At 74.1% G+C, this 16185-nt stretch carries 15 protein-coding genes; 1 reads left to right on the top strand and 14 read right to left on the bottom strand.

The genetic code is table 11. The features are described 5' to 3' along the window. Positions 1–40 precede the first annotated feature (40 nt). The 10 genes from ABTZ03_RS24540 to ABTZ03_RS24495 form a co-directional block, all read right to left on the bottom strand. Positions 41–1483 carry an MFS transporter gene (locus ABTZ03_RS24540; RefSeq protein WP_350515218.1) on the bottom strand — a complete coding sequence of 481 codons (1443 nt, stop codon included), beginning with the start codon at positions 1481–1483 and terminating at the stop codon, positions 41–43. Between the two features lie 197 nt (positions 1484–1680). Then, positions 1681–2463, bottom strand: a complete 783-nt coding sequence (locus ABTZ03_RS24535; protein WP_350515217.1) for an SDR family NAD(P)-dependent oxidoreductase — start codon at positions 2461–2463, stop codon at positions 1681–1683. A gap of 106 nt (positions 2464–2569) precedes the next feature. Further along, entirely contained in the window at positions 2570–2836 is a 267-nt protein-coding gene (locus tag ABTZ03_RS24530; protein ID WP_350515216.1) for an acyl carrier protein, read from the bottom strand. Positions 2837–2977: 141 nt separating this feature from the next. Continuing rightward, positions 2978–4246 carry a beta-ketoacyl-[acyl-carrier-protein] synthase family protein gene (locus ABTZ03_RS24525; protein ID WP_350515215.1) on the bottom strand — a complete coding sequence of 423 codons (1269 nt, stop codon included), beginning with the start codon at positions 4244–4246 and terminating at the stop codon, positions 2978–2980. After that, complete coding sequence (locus ABTZ03_RS24520) at positions 4243–5724, bottom strand: FAD-dependent monooxygenase (protein WP_350515214.1); 1482 nt, start codon at positions 5722–5724, stop codon at positions 4243–4245. The genes ABTZ03_RS24525 and ABTZ03_RS24520 overlap by 4 nt, the downstream gene beginning before the upstream one ends. Positions 5725–5836: 112 nt before the next feature. Further along, positions 5837–6886 (bottom strand): ketoacyl-ACP synthase III family protein, encoded by a 1050-nt coding sequence (locus tag ABTZ03_RS24515; protein WP_350515213.1) that lies wholly within the window; start codon positions 6884–6886, stop codon positions 5837–5839. A 45-nt stretch (positions 6887–6931) separates the two neighbouring features. Beyond that, positions 6932–8173, bottom strand: coding sequence for a nucleotide disphospho-sugar-binding domain-containing protein (locus ABTZ03_RS24510; RefSeq protein ID WP_350515212.1), 1242 nt, complete (start codon positions 8171–8173; stop codon positions 6932–6934). A gap of 60 nt (positions 8174–8233) precedes the next feature. Continuing rightward, the gene (locus ABTZ03_RS24505; protein WP_350515211.1) at positions 8234–9754 is read right to left on the bottom strand and encodes an MFS transporter; all 1521 of its coding nucleotides are present in this window, start codon (positions 9752–9754) and stop codon (positions 8234–8236) included. Positions 9755–9944: 190 nt separating this feature from the next. Further along, positions 9945–10676, bottom strand: a complete 732-nt coding sequence (locus tag ABTZ03_RS24500; protein ID WP_350515210.1) for a hypothetical protein — start codon at positions 10674–10676, stop codon at positions 9945–9947. A gap of 109 nt (positions 10677–10785) precedes the next feature. Continuing rightward, entirely contained in the window at positions 10786–11211 is a 426-nt protein-coding gene (locus ABTZ03_RS24495) for a winged helix-turn-helix transcriptional regulator (RefSeq protein WP_350515209.1), read from the bottom strand. A gap of 77 nt (positions 11212–11288) precedes the next feature. On the opposite strand from ABTZ03_RS24495, the gene ABTZ03_RS24490 reads away from it, so the two are divergent. Beyond that, positions 11289–11936, top strand: coding sequence for a DsbA family oxidoreductase (locus ABTZ03_RS24490; protein WP_350515208.1), 648 nt, complete (start codon positions 11289–11291; stop codon positions 11934–11936). 13 nt (positions 11937–11949) lie between these two features. Here the strand turns inward: ABTZ03_RS24490 and ABTZ03_RS24485 are convergent, their stop codons facing one another. From ABTZ03_RS24485 to ABTZ03_RS24470, 4 genes are all read right to left on the bottom strand, one after another. Then, on the bottom strand, positions 11950–13116 hold the full coding sequence (locus ABTZ03_RS24485) for a nucleotide disphospho-sugar-binding domain-containing protein (protein ID WP_350515207.1): 1167 nt from the start codon (positions 13114–13116) through the stop codon (positions 11950–11952). A gap of 5 nt (positions 13117–13121) precedes the next feature. Continuing rightward, complete coding sequence (locus tag ABTZ03_RS24480) at positions 13122–14408, bottom strand: nucleotide disphospho-sugar-binding domain-containing protein (RefSeq protein ID WP_350515206.1); 1287 nt, start codon at positions 14406–14408, stop codon at positions 13122–13124. After that, a complete protein-coding gene (locus ABTZ03_RS24475) occupies positions 14399–15868 on the bottom strand; it encodes an FAD-dependent monooxygenase (RefSeq protein WP_350515205.1) in 1470 nt (489 codons plus the stop codon). Before ABTZ03_RS24475 ends, ABTZ03_RS24480 begins: the two co-directional genes overlap by 10 nt. A 62-nt stretch (positions 15869–15930) precedes the next feature. After that, positions 15931–16185, bottom strand: a 255-nt coding sequence (locus ABTZ03_RS24470) for a DegT/DnrJ/EryC1/StrS family aminotransferase (RefSeq protein ID WP_350515204.1), incomplete at its 5' end; no start/stop codon positions are given.

Here is a 16185-nt window from a genome sequence, read left to right as displayed (position 1 = left end):
GCCCGGTCACCCGGGCGGCCGGGCGCGACCGGGCGCGCTGTCACCCGGTGCCTCCGCCGCCCCGGCCGCCGGGCCGGGTGGTGCGCAGGCCGCCCGCCGCCGCGACCAGGCCCAGCAGGCCGACGCCGGCCACCAGGGCCTCGGCCGGCCGGTAGGCGCCCGCCGTGGCGGCCCCGACCGGCCCGGTCGGCAGGACCAGCGCCACCAGCGCCGGCACCACCGCGGCGCCGGCCTGCACCGCGGTCTGGTACGTCGCCCCCGCGGCGGCCTTCTCGCCGTCCGGGAACCCGGAGACGGCCTGGGTGTTCAACGCGGTGAAGGCCAGCACGAACGCCGCGCCCAGCAGCAGCACGGTGGGCAGCAGACCGCTCGCGTACCGGGTCGGCAGGCCCTGCCGCAGCAGCAGGAGTTCCCCGGCGAAGGCGGCCAGCGCGCCCAGGGCGATCAGCGGCCGGGCCCCGAACCGGGCCACCACGGCCGCGGACCGCAGGGCGGTGAGCGCCAGCGGGGCGCTGGCCGGCAGCATCGCCAGCGCCGTCCCGAGCGGGGACCAGTGCAGCCGGTCCTGCAGTTGCACGGTGACGACGAGGAGCAGACCGAGGTAGGAGCCGTTGAGCGAGGCGGCCCCGAGCGCGGACCTGGCCAGCGCGCCGTTCCGGAACAGCGACGCCCGCAGCAGCGGTTGCGCGGCGGCCCGCTCCACCGCGACCAGCAGGACGCCCATCAGCACCGCGGCGCCCAGCGGCAGGAGCGTGCGCGGCCCGGTCCAGCCGTGCCCCGGGACGGCGGCCAGGCCCGTCACCAGGGCCACCAGCGTCCCGGTGAGGGCCACCGCGCCGGCCACGTCCAGCGGCGGCGCCGGCGCGCCCGATCCCCGGGCCGGCCCGGGGATCAGCCGGGCGCCCGCGAGGAGCAGCACCAGGACGATCGGGGCCGGGAAGGCCAGCGTCCAGTGCCAGTTCCAACCGGTCAGCGCCCCGGACAGCAGCAGGCCCGCGCTGAAGCCGCAGGCGCCGAAGAAGGTGTAGACGGAGATCGCCCGCCGCCGCGCGGGGCCGTCCGGGAAGGCGCCCAGGATAATGGCCAGGCCCATCGGCGCGGTCAGGGCCGCGCAACAGCCCTTGACGAAGCGGGTGGCCACCAGCACGCCGGGGTCCCGGGTGACGCCGGCCAGCAGCGAGGCGGCGGCGAAGACCGCCAGCCCGCCCAGGTAGACCCGCCGCCGGCCCCACCGCGCGGCGAGCCGCGGGCCGAGCAGCAGCAGCCCGGCGAAGCCGAGGGCGAAGCCGGTGAGCAGCCACTGCAGGCCGGCCGGCGGCAGCCCCACGGCCCGCCCGACCGTCGGCGCGGCCACCACCAGGGTGGAGACCTCCAGGGCGTCGATGAGCATGTTCCCGGCCAGCACGCCCAGCAGGGCCCAGGTCCGGTTCCCCGCTCCGGCGGGGCCGCCGGGTGCGCTGACCCGGGTGTCGACGTCGGCCATCTCAGCCCCGTGCCCCGGCGATCAGCCGGTGGACGTCGGCGGCCGGCGCCGGGGCGGTGGCCTCGTGCGCCACCTCGCGGGTGCGGTGGTCGCTCGGCCGGTTGTCGGTCATGCGGGTGCCTGCCTTCTCGGTGGTGGGACGACGGGGTGGCCGGGCCCGGCGGGGGCCGTCCGGCTCAGGAGTTGCCGAGGCCGGCTCAGAAGTTGCCCAGGCCGCCGCAGACGTTGAGCGCCTGCGAGGTGATGGAGGCGGCCAGGTCGGAGGCGAGGTAGTCGACCAGGCCGGCCACCTCCTCGGGGGTGGAGTAGCGGCCCAGCGGGATCTTGGCCCGGAACCTCTCCAGGACCGCCGCCTCGTCGGTGTCCCAGGCGGCGGCGTAGCCCGCGCGCACCCGCTGGGCCATCGGCGTCTCCACGTAGCCGGGGCAGACGGCGTTGACGGTGATGCCGGTGGGCGCCAGCTCGTTGCCCAGGGCCTTGGTGAAGCCGACCACGCCGTGCTTGGAGGCCGAGTACGGGGCTCCGAGCACCACCCCCTGCTTGCCCGCGGTGGACGCGATGTTGATGATCCGGCCCCGGGTCTTGTAGCGCATCCGGCCGGTGTTGAGGACCTCGCGGGTCATCCGGAACACGCTGGTGAGGTTCGTCTCGATGACGTCCTGCCAGAGCTCGTCGGCGAGGTCCGCGGTCACCCCGCCGCCGCTGCGCCCGGCGTTGTTGACCAGGACGTCGACGCTGCCGTAGCGGCCCACGGCGGCCTGGACGAAGGCCCGCGCGCCGGCGTCGTCGCGCACGTCCAGCACGGTTCCGTCGGCCCGGACGCCCTCCTCGCACAGGTTCTTGACGGTGGTGGCGACGTCCTCGGCGTTCCTGGCGCCGAGGAAGACGGTGTGGCCCCGCCGGCCCAGCAGTCGGGCGGTGGCGAGGCCGATCCCGCTGGTGGCGCCGGTGATCAGGGCGAGCCGCTTGGTGGTGGGCATCGGAACTCCTCGGGTCGGTCTCAACGGCGCACGGCGCCATGGGAATCGGGCGGATGCGGGGCGCCGCTCCCGGGGGCGGCGGCGCCCCGGGAACGGCCGGCGCGGGTCAGACGGCGAGTGCGGCGAGGTGGGAGTTGACCAGCAGGACCAGTGCGTCCGGTGTGACGGCGTCGGTCAGCGCGGCGTCGTCCAGGGTGATGCCCCACTCGATCTCGATCCGGCCGCCGGCCTCCAGCAGCGCGATCGAGTCGTAGCCCAGGTCGCCGAAGCTGCGGTCGCGGATGTCGGCGTCGAGGTCGACGCCCTCCCCGGCGCCGGCGGCCGCCAGCAGGATGCGCCGGACGTCGTCCAGGGTGAACTCGCGGATGGCCATGGGGAACTCCTCAGGGTCGGGGGTGGGTGCGGGAGGGGGGAAGGGTCCGGTGCGGCCCGGACCACGAGTGCCGGGTTGGAGCCGCCGTACCCGGACCGTCGGGTGGGGCGATGCCGAGGCCGGTCACCACCGCGGTCGCGGTCATGCCGCCGTCCGCTCGGGTCGGGCCAGCACCATGGCGCTCTGGAAGCCGCCGAAGCCGCTGCCCACCGTCAGCACGGCGTCCGTCCGGTGCTCGCGGGCGGTGAGCGGGACGTAGTCCAGGTCGCACTCGGGGTCCGGCGTGTGCAGGTTGGCGGTCGGCGGGACGACGTGGTGCTCCATGGCCAGCGCGGAGGCGGCGATCTCGATCGAGCCGATCGCGCCGAGCGAGTGGCCCACCATCGACTTGATGGAGCTGACCGGTACGGCGTAGGCGTGGGCGCCCAGGCTCCGTTTGAAGGCGGCGGTCTCGTGCCGGTCGTTCTGCTTGGTGCCGGAGCCGTGCGCGTTGACGTAGTCGATCCGGTCGCCGTTCATCCGCGCCTCCGCCAGCGCGGCCCGGATCGCCTCGGCCATCTCCAGGCCGTCGGGGCGCAGTCCGGTCATGTGGTAGGCGTTGGACCGGGTGGCGTAGCCGGCGATCTCGGCGTAGACGTGGGCGCCGCGCCGGCGGGCGGCCGTGAGCTCCTCCAGCACGAAGAAGGCCGATCCCTCGCCGAGCACGAACCCGTTGCGGGTGTCGTCGAAGGGCCGGGAGGCGTGCTCCGGCTCGTCCTGGCGCGGGGTGGTGGCCTTGATCGCGTCGAAGCAGGCCATGGTGATCGGTGAGATCGGGGCGTCCGAGGAGCCGGCGACCATCACGTCGGCGCTGCCCTCGCGGATCAGGTCCGCCGCGTAGCCGACCGAGTCGATGCCGGAGGTGCAGCCGGTGGAGACCACCGTGCTGGGGCCCTCGGCGCCCACCGCCCAGGCCACTTCGGCCGCGAAGGAGCTCGGCACGAAGTGGTCGTAGAGGTGCGGGACGGCGTAGCGGTGGTCGACGAGGTCCAGTCGGCCGCCGTCGCTGACCACCCGGTACTCCTGGTCCAGGCCCATGGTCGCGCCGACCGCGCTGCCGACCGTGACGCCCGTGCGGTACGGGTCCAGCGCGGCGGCCAGCCCGCTGTCCCGTACCGCCTCGCGGGCGGCGACCACGGCGAACTGGGCGGCCCGGTCCATCCGCCGCACCTCCTGCGGACCCAGGCCGTGCCGGTGCGGGTCGAAGTCGATCTCGGCCGCCACCTGGGAGCGGAACGCGGAGGGGTCGAAGAAGCTGATCCGCCGGGTCGCGGTGCGGCCCTCGCTGATCAGCCGCCAGAAGTCCGCGGTGCCGACGCCCATCGGGGCCAGCACCCCGATGCCGGTGATGACGACACGCCGTGCCGTCATGCCGACGCCTTCCCGAACCACCGTTCCAGGGACATCGGCAGGTCCTGGGTGCTGCCGGGGGCGGCCCAGGCGACGTGCCCGTCGGGGCGGACCAGGACGGCGGCGGTGCGGGCCAGCGGGTCGTGCTCGTCGAGCCCGTGCGGTGCGGCGGTGACCACGTCCACCCGGTCGCGCCAGCCGACGGTCCGCCCCCGCAGCACGGGGTTGTCGGCCAGGTCGAGCAGCACGCCGCGGCCGGCCCGCAGCAGTGCCGTGCTGCTGGTCTTGCCGCCGTCCGCGGTGACCAGCTCCAGGTCGGGCATCCGGAAGCCGAGCAGCGGGTGGCGCCCGCCGCCCATCGGGTAGCGGATCTCCAGGCCGCTGACCATCGCGGCCAGGTGGCGGGAGACCTCCGGGAACTCGATCAGTTCGCCGAGGACGTCCCGCAGCGGCTGGACCTCGGCGCCGGACAGGAAGAGCAGCCCCTGCGCCCGGGTGTTCATCAGCAGGCGGCGGCCCACCGGGTGCCGCTCGTCGTGGTAGGTCGCCAGCAGGCTCTCCGGCGCGCGGCCGCGGGCCACCGCGCCCAGCTTCCAGCCCAGGTTGACCGAGTCCTGGATGCTGGTGTTCATGCCCTGGCCGCCGGCCGGGAGGTGGATGTGGGCGGCGTCGCCGGCCAGCAGGACCCGTCCGCGCCGGTACTCGGTGACCTGCCGGGTGGCGTCGCCGAACGAGCTGACCCAGACCGGCTCGCCGTGCGAGATGTCCTGCCCGGTCACCCGCTTCCAGCCGTCGACGACCTCCTGGTAGGACGGCGGGCCGGTGCGCCGCTGCGGCGGGACGCCGCGCTCGCAGAGGATCAGCCGGGTGACGCCGCCGGGCAGCGGCCCGACCATCACCATGCCGCCGGGCAGGGTCTCCCCGATCATCCGCGGTTCCAGGTCGAGGCCGGTCACGTCCGCCAGGAACATCTCCATCGTGGCGGCCGTGCCGGGGAAGTCGAACCCGGCCGCCTTGCGCACCATGCTGCGTCCGCCGTCGCAGCCGACCAGGTACCGGGTGCGCAGGGTCCGTTCGGTGCCACCGGGCTCGCGCACGGTGAGCCGGACGGCGTCGCCCTCGTCGGCCACCGAGAGCACCTCGTGGCCGCGGCGCAGATCGGCCCCGAGCTCGGTGGCCCAGGCCTCCAACACCGCCTCGGTGTGCGACTGGGGGACGGTCTTGGCGGCCTGGTGGGCGCCCGCCAGCACCCCGAAGTCGACCGGCAGGCCGCCGAAGTGGCCGACGGTGCTGGTGTCGATCGGGCCGAAGCGCGGCAGCAGCCCGCGCTGGTCGAAGACCTCCATGGTGCGGGCGGTGAAGCCCAGCCCGCGGGACTCGCCGGTGGGTTCGGGCAGCCGTTCCAGCACGACCACCTCGACCCCGGCGAGCCGCAGCTCGCCGGCGAGCATCAGCCCGGCGGGACCCGCGCCCACCACGACGACGGTTGCTTCCTCCATGCGTGTTCTCCTTCTCGGGTGCGGAAAAACAGAAGAACCAGTGCGCCCCGTCGGGGCGTACCGGTTCTTCTGAAGGTGGGTGGCGCCGCCCGGGTCGGGCCGCGCCGGCGGATCACTCCGAGCTGACGGACCAGTCCGGGACGGCGGTGATCTCCAGCACGGCGGCGGCGAAGCTGAATCCGCTGCCCGTGCCGCAGAGGACGACCCGGTCACCGACCCGCACGGCGCGGGTCTCCAGCAGGTGGGCCAGGCCGGCGGCCTGGTCGCCGGCCGCGATGTGTCCCACCCCGCGCCCCCAGCCCCAGGTGGTGCGGGACTCGTCGATCCCGTTGGCCTCCCACTGGTACATCATCCGCTGCGCCGGGAGGCTGAGGTTGGGGAAGACGAACCGGGCGATCTCGTCCGGCCGCGTGCCGGCCTCGTCCAGGGCCTGGTGCAGTGCCTTCTGGGTGCCCTGGATCAGCGCCATGCCGACGTCCCGGCCGGCCAGCCCGGTGCGGTCGAAGTACTGCTGCTTGCGGTGGCGCAGGTCCACCGGCCAGCCGCTGCTGCCGGCCACGTCGCTCCACTGCTCGTCGCCGCGGTGGATCGCCTCGTGGGTGGTGTCGCCGCAGAGCACGGTGGACAGGACCCGGGCCACGCCCTCCTGACGGGTGACCACCAGGGCGCTGGCGCCGTCGGCGCGCAGCACCCCGTCGTCCGCGCCGTAGCGCTCGAAGACCGGCAGGCGGTAGGCGTCGGCCGTGGTGACCAGGACCGACGAGGTCGGCGAGCCCGCGGTGACGTGGGCCGCGGCGAGGTGCAGGGCGGCCAGGCCGCCGGTGGAGGCCTGCTTGACCTCCATGGCCGAGGCCGACCCGCCGACGGTGCGCTGCTCGATGTAGGCGGCCGGGCTCCAGTGGTCGATGCCCTGGAAGCCGAAGCTCGCGTGCATCAGCAGTTCGACGTGCGGTATCTGATCCGCGACCCGGGCGAGCGCGGTACGGCCGGCGGTCACCGCCATGTCCGCGGGGGACCCGGTGTCGGTGACCCGTACCCCGAGGTAGCCGTCGGCCTCGGCCTCCTCGGCGTCGTAACGGCCCTGCTCCACAGCGGTTCTGACATCCTCGAACCGGCCCAGCCAGGCGGCGGCGGAGCTGATGTTGACGTTCTCCCAGCGCATGTCTCTCCTCTGTTCCGGACCCGACGGTCCCGGTTTCGCACGAGCCTAACCAGCACGGTGACGCCTGGTCAGCTCTTCCAGTAGGGGCAGGACTTCGGCCGGGCCGGGTGTGCTCAGCAGTTCGCGGTGGAGGGCCGCCGCGCCGGCGGCGTGGGCCGGGTCCGCCAGCAGGGCGGTGAGTTCGCGGGTGAGCCGCTCGGCGGTCAGTTCCCGCGGCTCGATGCGGATGCCGGCACCGTGCTCCACCACGTACGCGCCGATCGCGCTCTCGTTCCAGAAGTTCATCGGGATCACGCACTGCGGCACCTGGTGGGCCACGGCCGTGGCGAAGGTGCCCCCACCGCCGTGGTGGACGATGGCCGCGCAGGTCGGCAGCAGGTGGTTGAGCGGCAGGTAGTCGATCAGGTGGACGTTGTCGGGGACTTGGGCCACGGTCGCCCGCTGCTTGCCGTCCACGGCCGCCACCAGTTCGATCGGCAGCCGGGAGAGCGCCTCGACCAGCTCGGCGAAGCTCACCCCGCTCTCCTGGAACACCTGGTGGCCGCGGCCGCCGACGCCGAGGGTGAGGCAGACCCGGGGCACCGCGGGCCGGGCGACGGCCCAGGACGGCAGTACGGCGGCGCCGTTGTAGGGCACCCGGCGGATCGGCAGGTACGGCAGGTCCACCGGCAGCCGCAGGCCGGGCGGCATCGGGTCCACGGTCCACTGCCCCAGCAGCAGTTCCTCCGTGTAGGGCAGCCCGTAGGGCTCCAGGAGCGGCGCCATCAGGGCCCGCACCGGGTCCTCGGCGCCGGCGGCGAGCCGCTCCACCGAGCGGGCCCGGAACCAGGCGATGTTGTCGCGCCCCCACAGGATGCGCGCGTGGGCGGCGCCGGCCGCGGTCGCCGCCACCGCGGCCGGCACGCAGAACGGGTCCCACAGCACCAGGTCCGGCTGCCAGTCGCGGGCCAGTTCGACCAGGTCGGGCAGGACCGGTGTGAAGACCGACAGGATCCGGGTGAGCTGCAGCCACTGCTGCTCCCAGCGCTCGTCGCTGGCGGTGTCCAGGGCGAGTGCGTCGTCGAGCATGTCGAGCTTCTCGATGTCGGAGTTGCAGGCGATCACGTGCTGCAGGTGGTCCTGCGGGCCGACCGGCACGGCGGCCAGCCCGGCGCTGGTGACCAGGTCGACCGCGTCCGGGTGGATGGCCACCCGGACCTGGTGCCCGGCGTTCTGCAGCGCCCAGGCCAGCGGGACGATCGGCTGGACGTGGGCGGTGGCGGGGAAGACGGTGAACAGTACGCGCATGAGCACTTCCGTTTCTGGGTGTCGGCCGCGCCCGGCGCCTTCCCTCGCCCCGACCGGGCGTCAGTGCGCCTCGGCCGCCTCTTCCGCGGGGGTCTGCTCCGGAACGGCGGCTCCGCTGGGGGCCTGCGCCCTGGCCCGGATGAACCAGGAGACGAGGAAGCCGACGAGGGCCATGGCGGAGACGTAGACGAAGACCTGGTGCGTCCCGTGGTCGATGGTCCGTCGGAACGCCTCGCGGGCGGCCTCGTCGAGTCCGTTGGCCTTCTTGATGTCCAGTCCGGTTCCGTCGCCGGACCGGCTGAAGAGGATGCCGGCCACGGACAGGCCGAGCGATCCCCCGATCGAGCGCGACAGGGTCACGGTGGACGAGGCCGCGCCGAGGTCCTTCAGCTCGACGCTCTCCATCGCGACGCCGATGGTGATCTGCATCAGCAGCCCGAGCCCGACACCGATCAGCACCATGTAGGCGCCGGTGAGGATCCGGCTGGTGTCGACGTCCATCGTGGCGAGCAGCAGGACGCCGGCCACCAACAGCCCCGCCCCGAGCACCGAGTAGAACTTGAACCGGCCGCCGCGCGAGATGACCGCTCCGGTGAAGGTGTTGATCCCGACCATCGAGAGCAGCAGCGGCAGCATCAGCAGGCCCGCGTTGGAGGCGGAGGCCCCCTGCACGGCCTGCTGGTACACCGGCAGGAAGGTGAGACAGACGATCATCACCACCCCCACGAAGAAGGCGAGCAGCACGGCCCCGGAGAAGTTCGCCCGCTTGAAGATCCACAGCGGCAGGATCGGTTCGGGCACCCGGCGTTCGATCACCAGCAGCAGCGCCACCGCGAGCGCGGCGGCCACCAGCATCCCGATGATCACCGGCGATCCCCAGGCGTACTGGGTGCCGCCCCAGGTGGTGACCAGGGCCAGCAGCACGACGGCCGTCGCGAGCACGGCCGCGCCGAGGTAGTCCAGCGAGGCGCCGGGGCGCGGGTTGGCCGGCAGGTGCAGCGCCACCATCAGGGCGCCGATGGCCAGCACGCCGAACGGCACGTTGACGTAGAAGCACCAGCGCCAGCCGAGGTGGTCGGAGAGGAAGCCGCCGGCCAGCGGCCCGGCGACCATCGCGGCCCCCATCACCATGGAGGCCATGGCCTGGAACTTGCCGCGCTCGCGCGGAGCGACCAGGACGCCGATCAGCGAGAGCGCGCCCACCATCAACCCGCCGCCGCCGATGCCCTGGAGGACCCGGAAGGCGATCAACGCGCCCATGGAGGGCGCGAGTCCGCAGAGCACCGATCCGGCCAGGAAGACCGCGATCGAGATCAGGAAGGCCCACTTGCGGCTGTACATGTCGCCGACCTTGCCCCAGATCGGGGTGGACGCGGCGGTGGCCAGGATGTAGCCGGAGGTGACCCAGGAGAAGTGCGAGGCGTCCCCCAGCTCACTGACGATCGTCGGCAGCGCCGTGCCCATGATCAGGTTGTCGATCGACGCGAGCAGCATGGCCACCACGATGGCGACCAGGACGAGCGGGGCGGGCCGTTGCGAGCCGCCCTCGGGTGTGGCGGCGGGCGCCGAACTCTCAGACATGGGCGTACGAAGTCCTCTCCCTAGAAGATCATCCTCCACCCACTATAGGTTATAGGCTTTCTTTCGGTAAGCCCAGTTCCATGAGTCAGCCCATTCGGGTCCGCCCGACGGGTCGGGCGGACCCCGCACCGGCGGCTCAGGTGAGCCGTCGGGCAGTTCAGGCGGACTACCAGGTCACTTTGACGGAACGTCAGGCGGTCGCGGGCCGGCCGTCCGGGGCCGCGGACAGCGCCCGGAACAGGCGGTAGCGGCTGTTCCCCGGACTGGTCTTCGTGGGCATGCCGCCCACCCGCCCGAGCGCCTGGCGCCGCTGCGCGCCGACCATGAAGGCGGCGTGCGCCTCCTCCGAGGTCCACTCGGCGTAGTTGAGGACGTGCCGGCCGTCGGCGCTGATGTGGAAGTGCGCGCCGAGCGCCCCTTCGGGCGCGTCACCCGCCGCGTGCGCGGCGTCGAGGCTGTCCAGCACCGCGTCCGCCCAGGCGCGCCCGGCGCCGGGACCGTCCGGTCCGGCCTCGTCGAGCTCGAAGGCCGCGATCAGGATGCAGCCGGGCGCCCGGGTGGTGTCCCAACTGCTGCTCCGGTACAGCCGGTAGTGCACCGGCTCGAAGTGGTCGGTGACCCCCGGCAGGCCGGCCGCCGCGGCGGTGGCCTCCCCGTCGGCCAGGTAGTCCCGCACGGCCCGCTCGCTCGGCCACTGCTCGTAACTGAGCAGCGCCCGGTTGTCGGTGCTGACCAGGCAGTTGAGCGAGAGCGCCGCCCGGGCCGGGCCGCTGGCCCGCCAGTGGTCGACGACCGCCTCGGCGGCGGCGCGCTGGGCGGCGGCCCGGAGCGACTCCTCGCCCCGGAACAGCAGCAGGCCCACCAGGGCCGACTCGGCCTCCGGGTGGCGCAGGGCGGGCAGGGAATCGTGCAGGACGTGCATGTCCGGCTCCTCGACAGTCGGGTCGGTTCCCCGCGTCCGCGGGGTCGTCACCGCCGGTCCACCGCCGTGCCGCCGGGACGCGGTGCGCCCCGGCCGTGCCCCGAGGAGGCTACTCGGCCTCGTCGTACACGCGCTGGGCGACCGTCACGTCACCGATCCGCGCGGTGATCCAGCCGAGCAGGTCGTCCAGCTTGACGGCGACCTCCCCGCCGATCGGGGTCAGCCCGTAGCTCACCTTCGGCGGGATCGAGGGCTCCACCGTGCGACTGACCAGGCCGTCCCGGGTCAGTTCGCGCAGGTGCTGGGAGAGCATCTTCTCGCTGATCCCGTCGATCCGGTCGCGCAGGACGTAGAACCGGGTCGGCCCGTCCCGCAGTGCGGCCAGGATCAGGATCCCCCAGCGGCTGCTGATGTGGTTCAGCAGCTGACGGGCGGGGCAGTCGGCGCTGAAGGCGTCCTCGATCACCCGGTCCGAGACAGGGGTCGTTTCCGCGGCAGGGGTCGTTCCGGCTTCGGCGGTGGTTCCAGCGCTCATGCTCCGAGCATAGCAAAATCGAACACACTGAGAGAGTGGGTCTTACTTTCAGAAAGCTCCTGTCTTATGGTTTGCCCATGCGAACGATTACTGTCGAGGCCTGGTCCGACGTCGTCTGCCCCTGGTGCTACATCGGCAAGCGCCGACTCGAACTCGCCCTCGCCGACTTCGAGGAGCGGGACGCCGTCACGGTGGTGTGGCGCAGCTTCGAGCTGGACCCGCGGGGCCCCAAGCACAGCGAACTGACCATCCCCCAGTGCATGCAGCGCGACCTCGGCCTCAGCCCGCAGGGCGCGCTCGAAGGGCTGGCGGCCGTCACCCAGCTCGCCGCCGAACTGGGCCTGGACTACCGCCTTGAGCAGGCGCGCCCGGTCAACACCTTCGACGTGCACCGGATCCTGCACCTCGCCGAGGAGCAGGGCCTCGGCGAGCCGGCCCGCGAGCGGGTGCTGCGCGGCTACACCGCCGAGGGCGCCTACCTGGGCGACCGGGAGACGCTGGTCCGGCTGGCCGTCGAGGCCGGACTCGCCGAGGACCGGGTACGCGAACTGCTGGCCGGCGACGCCTACGGCGAGGCGGTCCGCGCCGACGAGCAGCGCGGCCGGGCGTTCGGCGTGCGCGGGGTGCCCAGCTTCCTCGTCGACGAGCGGTTCTCGCTCTCCGGGGCCCAACCGGTCTCCGCGATCAGCGAGGTGCTGGCCCACGCGGCGCGCAGCACGGCATGACCCCGGGCGCGCCTCACAGCCGGCGGACCAGCTCGGCCACGACCTCCGCCGGGGCGGGCGACTGCGCGATCCAGTCGCGCAGTCGCCCGGCCCGCTCGGTGTAGTCGGGGTCGGTGAGCAGTTCGTCGACCGCCTTCACCACCCGCTCCGGATCGTCCTGGCCGCGCACGTCGTCCAGGGTCAGCCCGGCGCCGACGGCGGCCAGCCGGTCCCCGTGCGCGAACTGGTCGGCGAACTGCGGCAGGGCGAGCTGCGGCACCCCGCGGGCGCTGGCGGTCAGCACCGAGCCGGCCCCGCCGTGGTGCACCACCACGTCGCAGGAGTCCGCCAGCAGGTGCAGCGGCACCGGATCGATCAGCCGGACCCCGGCCGGCAGCGGGCCGAGCTCCGCGCGGTACCCGGCGTCCACCGTGGCCAGCACCTCGACCTCGGGCAGCGCCTCGAACGAGCCGAGCAGCCGGCGGACGAACGGCACGCCGTTCAGCGCCAGGGTGCGCACCCCGAGCGAGACCGCGACCCGGAACCGGGCGCGCTGCCCGGCCCGTCGGTCCACCACCCAGTCGGGCACCTCGCCGCTCCCGTTGAACGGTACGAAGCGGATCGGCAACGCCGGTTCCAGGTCCGGCAGTTGCAGCTGCGGCGGGCACGGGTCGATCAGCACGTCCGGGTCGGGCAACCGGTCCAGGCCGAGGTCCGCGCAGAGCCCGGCCAGCGCGCGGCGGGCGCCCCCGCGCACCGGCGCGGAGACCGGGTCGACACCGAACCGGTGCTGGGCGACCGGCACTCCGAGCAGGGCGCCCACCGCCAGCGAGTTGACCTCCATGACGTCGGCCAGCACGAGCTGCGGGCGGTACCGGCGGGCGAGGTCGAGATAGTGCGGCAGCACCGCCTCGCTGTGCTGCCGCCAGGTGGGCGGGAAGGTGCCGAACAGCTCGGCGGTCGGCCGGCCCAGTGACTCCAACGGCCTTTCGCCGGGCCGCAGTCGGCGCATCGTCAGCTCGTCGATGCGGAACCAGTCGCCGACCGCGACGGCCTCCAGACCGGCCTGCCGGGCCATGCCCAGCACGTCCGGCTGGCCGACGACCAGCACGTCGTGACCGGCCGCCCGCAGCGCCCAGGCCAGCGGAACCATCGGCATCAGGTGGGTGGCGACCGGACTGGTGATGAGCAGTACGCGCACGGGTGTCAGCCTTCCTTCCGGGCCGCCGGGCGTTCCCGGTGCAGCCGGGTGAGCCGCTCCAGCACCGGCACCAGGTCACCGGGGGCGGGGGCGGCGAGCAGTTCGGCGTACAGGTCCGTGACGCCCGCCCGGTAGCGGTCGCCGTGCAGGACACCGGTCAGCTGCTCGCGGATGTCGGCGGCGGTCGCGGTGGCGCCGTCCAGCACCGCACCGGCTCCGCGTCCGGCGACGTACCGGGCGATCGCGGCGTAGTCCCCGACCTCGGGGGGAGCGATCAGCTGGGGCACCCGGTGCGCCACGGCGGCCGCGAACGTCCCGCCGCCGCCGTGGTGCACCACGGCGGCACAGCTCGGCAGCAACTGGTCCAGCGACACGTAGTCGACGGTGCGGACGTTGTCCGGCAGCGGGCCGGCCAGCGCGGCCTGACCGCTGGTCAGGGTGGCGACCAGCTCCACGTCCAGGCCGGCCACCGCGTCGACCACCGCGCGCACCAGCCGGGCACCCTGGGTGTCCGGCCGGCCCTCGCCGTGCCCGAGGGTGAGGCAGATCCGGGGCCGCTCCGGGGGGCCGCTCAGCCATTCCGGCAGCACCCGCGCCGGGGCGAACGGGATCCGGCGCATCGTCAGGTACGGCAGGTCCACCGGCAGCCGCATCCGGGCCGGCATCGGGTCGATCGTCCACTGCCCCGCGAGCAGGTCCTCGGCGAAGTCGATCCCCGCCTCGTCGAGCACGGGGGCCATCAGCTCCGCCATCGGGTCGGCGGTGCCGGCGGTGCCGGCGGTGTCCCGCAGGCGTTGGCGAGCCCAGGCGAGGTGGTCCAGCCCCCACAGCACCCGGGCGTGCGCCGCCCCGCAGGCCCGCGCGGCGAGCGGCGCCGGGAAGAAGAGCGGGTCCCAGAGCACCAGGTCCGGGCGCCACTGCCGGGCGAAGGCGGTCAGCCGGCGGGTCATCGCCCGCGGGCCGGCGGCCTGGTCGGTCAGGTAGTAGTGCCGGAAGGCGGACAGCAGGTAGGTGCCGATCCAGCTGCGGCCGGCCGGGTCCGCCGGGTCCAGCCCGAAGGCGTCCACGATCCGCGCCATCCGGGGGTCGGCCGCGCAGCCGCGGACCGAGGCCGCCAGGTCCTCCGGCTCGCCGAGTGCGACCGGGGCGAGCCCGGTGCCCTCGATCCGTCCGGCGGTGCCGGGGTGGCTGACCAGCACCACCTCGTGCCCCGCGGCCCGCAGCGCCCAGGCGAGCGGGACCACCGGCGGCACGTGGGAGGGGCCGGGGAAGACCGCGAACATCACACGCATGGAAGTCCCTTTCCGAACCAGCGCTCCAGCGCCGTCGTCAGCTCCAGGGCGGCGGTGTCCGCCCAGGCCACGTGCCCGTCCGGCCGGATCAGCAGCACGCCCGCGCCGCCCGCCGTCTCCGGGTCGGACTCGGCGGCGACCACGTCGACGCGGTCGCGCCAGGGCGTCACCGTGTCGACGGCCGGACTCCCGCCGGTCAGGTCGAGCAGCACGCCCCGGGCCCGGTGCAGCAGTTCGCCGGTGGTGGTGGCGCGGCCGTCCCGGCGGACCAGCTGCCGGTCGGTGGGCAGCCGCCGGCCCAGCAGCGGGTGGTCGTCGTCGCCGCTCGGGTAGCGGATGTCCAGGCCCGAGACCTTGCCGATCAGGTGCCGGGCCACCGCCGGGTACCCGACCAGTTCGGCGAGCACCTGTTGGAACGGCCGCATCCGGTCGCCGGTGAGGAAGAGCAGGCCCTGGGCCCGGGTGTTGCCGAGCAGCCGGCGGCCGACCGGGTGCCGCTCGGCGTGGTAGCTGTCCAGCAGGCCCGCGGGGGCCCGGCCGCGCACCGTGGCGGCCAGCTTCCAGCCGAGGTTCACCGCGTCCTGGGTCGAGACGTTGAGCCCCTGCCCGCCGGCCGGCAGGTGGATGTGCGCCGCGTCGCCGGCCAGCAGGACCCGGCCGCGCCGGTACTCGGTCACCTGGCGGGCGGCGTCGGTGAAGGAGCTCGCCCAGACCGGGTCCGCCGCGCTGACGTCCTGGCCGGTCAGCCGCTGCCAGCCGGCCGCCACCTCGGCGAACCCGACCTGGCGGTCGCGCGGGGTCGGCGGCGCGTCCAGCTCCGAGACCACGATCCGGTCCACGCCGTCGCCGAGCGGGGCGGACATCACCATGCCGCCGGGCACCGTCTCGCCGATCGGCCTGGGTGTGATCGCGCCGCCGCGCAGGTCGGCCATCAGCAGTTCACGGGTCGCGTCGGTGCCCGGGAAGTCGAAGCCGGCCGCCCGGCGGACCACGCTGCGCCCGCCGTCGCAGCCGACCAGGTAGCGGGCGCGCAGGGTGCTGGTGACGGCCGGCCCGCGCACGGTGACCTCGACGTGCTCGCCCCGGTCGACCAGCCCGACCACCTCCTGGCCGCGCCGGATCCGCGCGCCCAGCTCGACCGCCCAGTCCGACAGCACCTGCTCGATCCGGAACTGCGGGATCCCCTTGACCCCGTAGTGGGCGCCCTCCAGCAGGCCGAAGTCCACCGGAACGCCGCCGAAGTGGCCCTGCGCGGTGGTGCTGACCTCGCCGAACCGGGGAAGCAGCCCGCGCTGCTCGAAGACCTCCATGGTCCGCGCGTTGAAGCCCAGCCCGCGGGACTCGCCGCTGGGCCGTGCCAGCCGTTCCAGCACCACGACCCGGGCACCGCCCAACCGCAGCTCGCCCGCGAGCATCAGGCCCGCCGGGCCGGCCCCGACAATGATCACATCAGCGTCCATGCGCTCCTCGTTCCACGGTCTCCGCCGGCACCGTGTCGGTGCCCCCGCCCGGTCCGTCCGGCTCAGCTGTGGGTGGCCGCGAACTCCTTCACCGAGGATGCGACGTAGTCGATCATCTCGGCCGTCAGGGCCGGGTAGACGCCCACCCAGAAGGTCTGTTCGGTGATGATGTCGCTGTTGGTCAACTCCCCTACCACGCGGTGCGGTTGACCGATGTAGGCCGGGTGGCGGGTGAGGTTGCCGGCGAACAGCCGGCGGGTCCCGATCCGCCGCGACTCCAGGAAGTCGACCAGTCCGGCCCGGCTGTAGGAGGCCTC

The sequence above is a fragment of the Kitasatospora sp. NPDC096077 genome (genome assembly GCF_040303245.1).
Classification (GTDB): Bacteria; Actinomycetota; Actinomycetes; order Streptomycetales; family Streptomycetaceae; genus Kitasatospora.
This window is presented reverse-complemented; position numbering and strand designations above follow the sequence as displayed.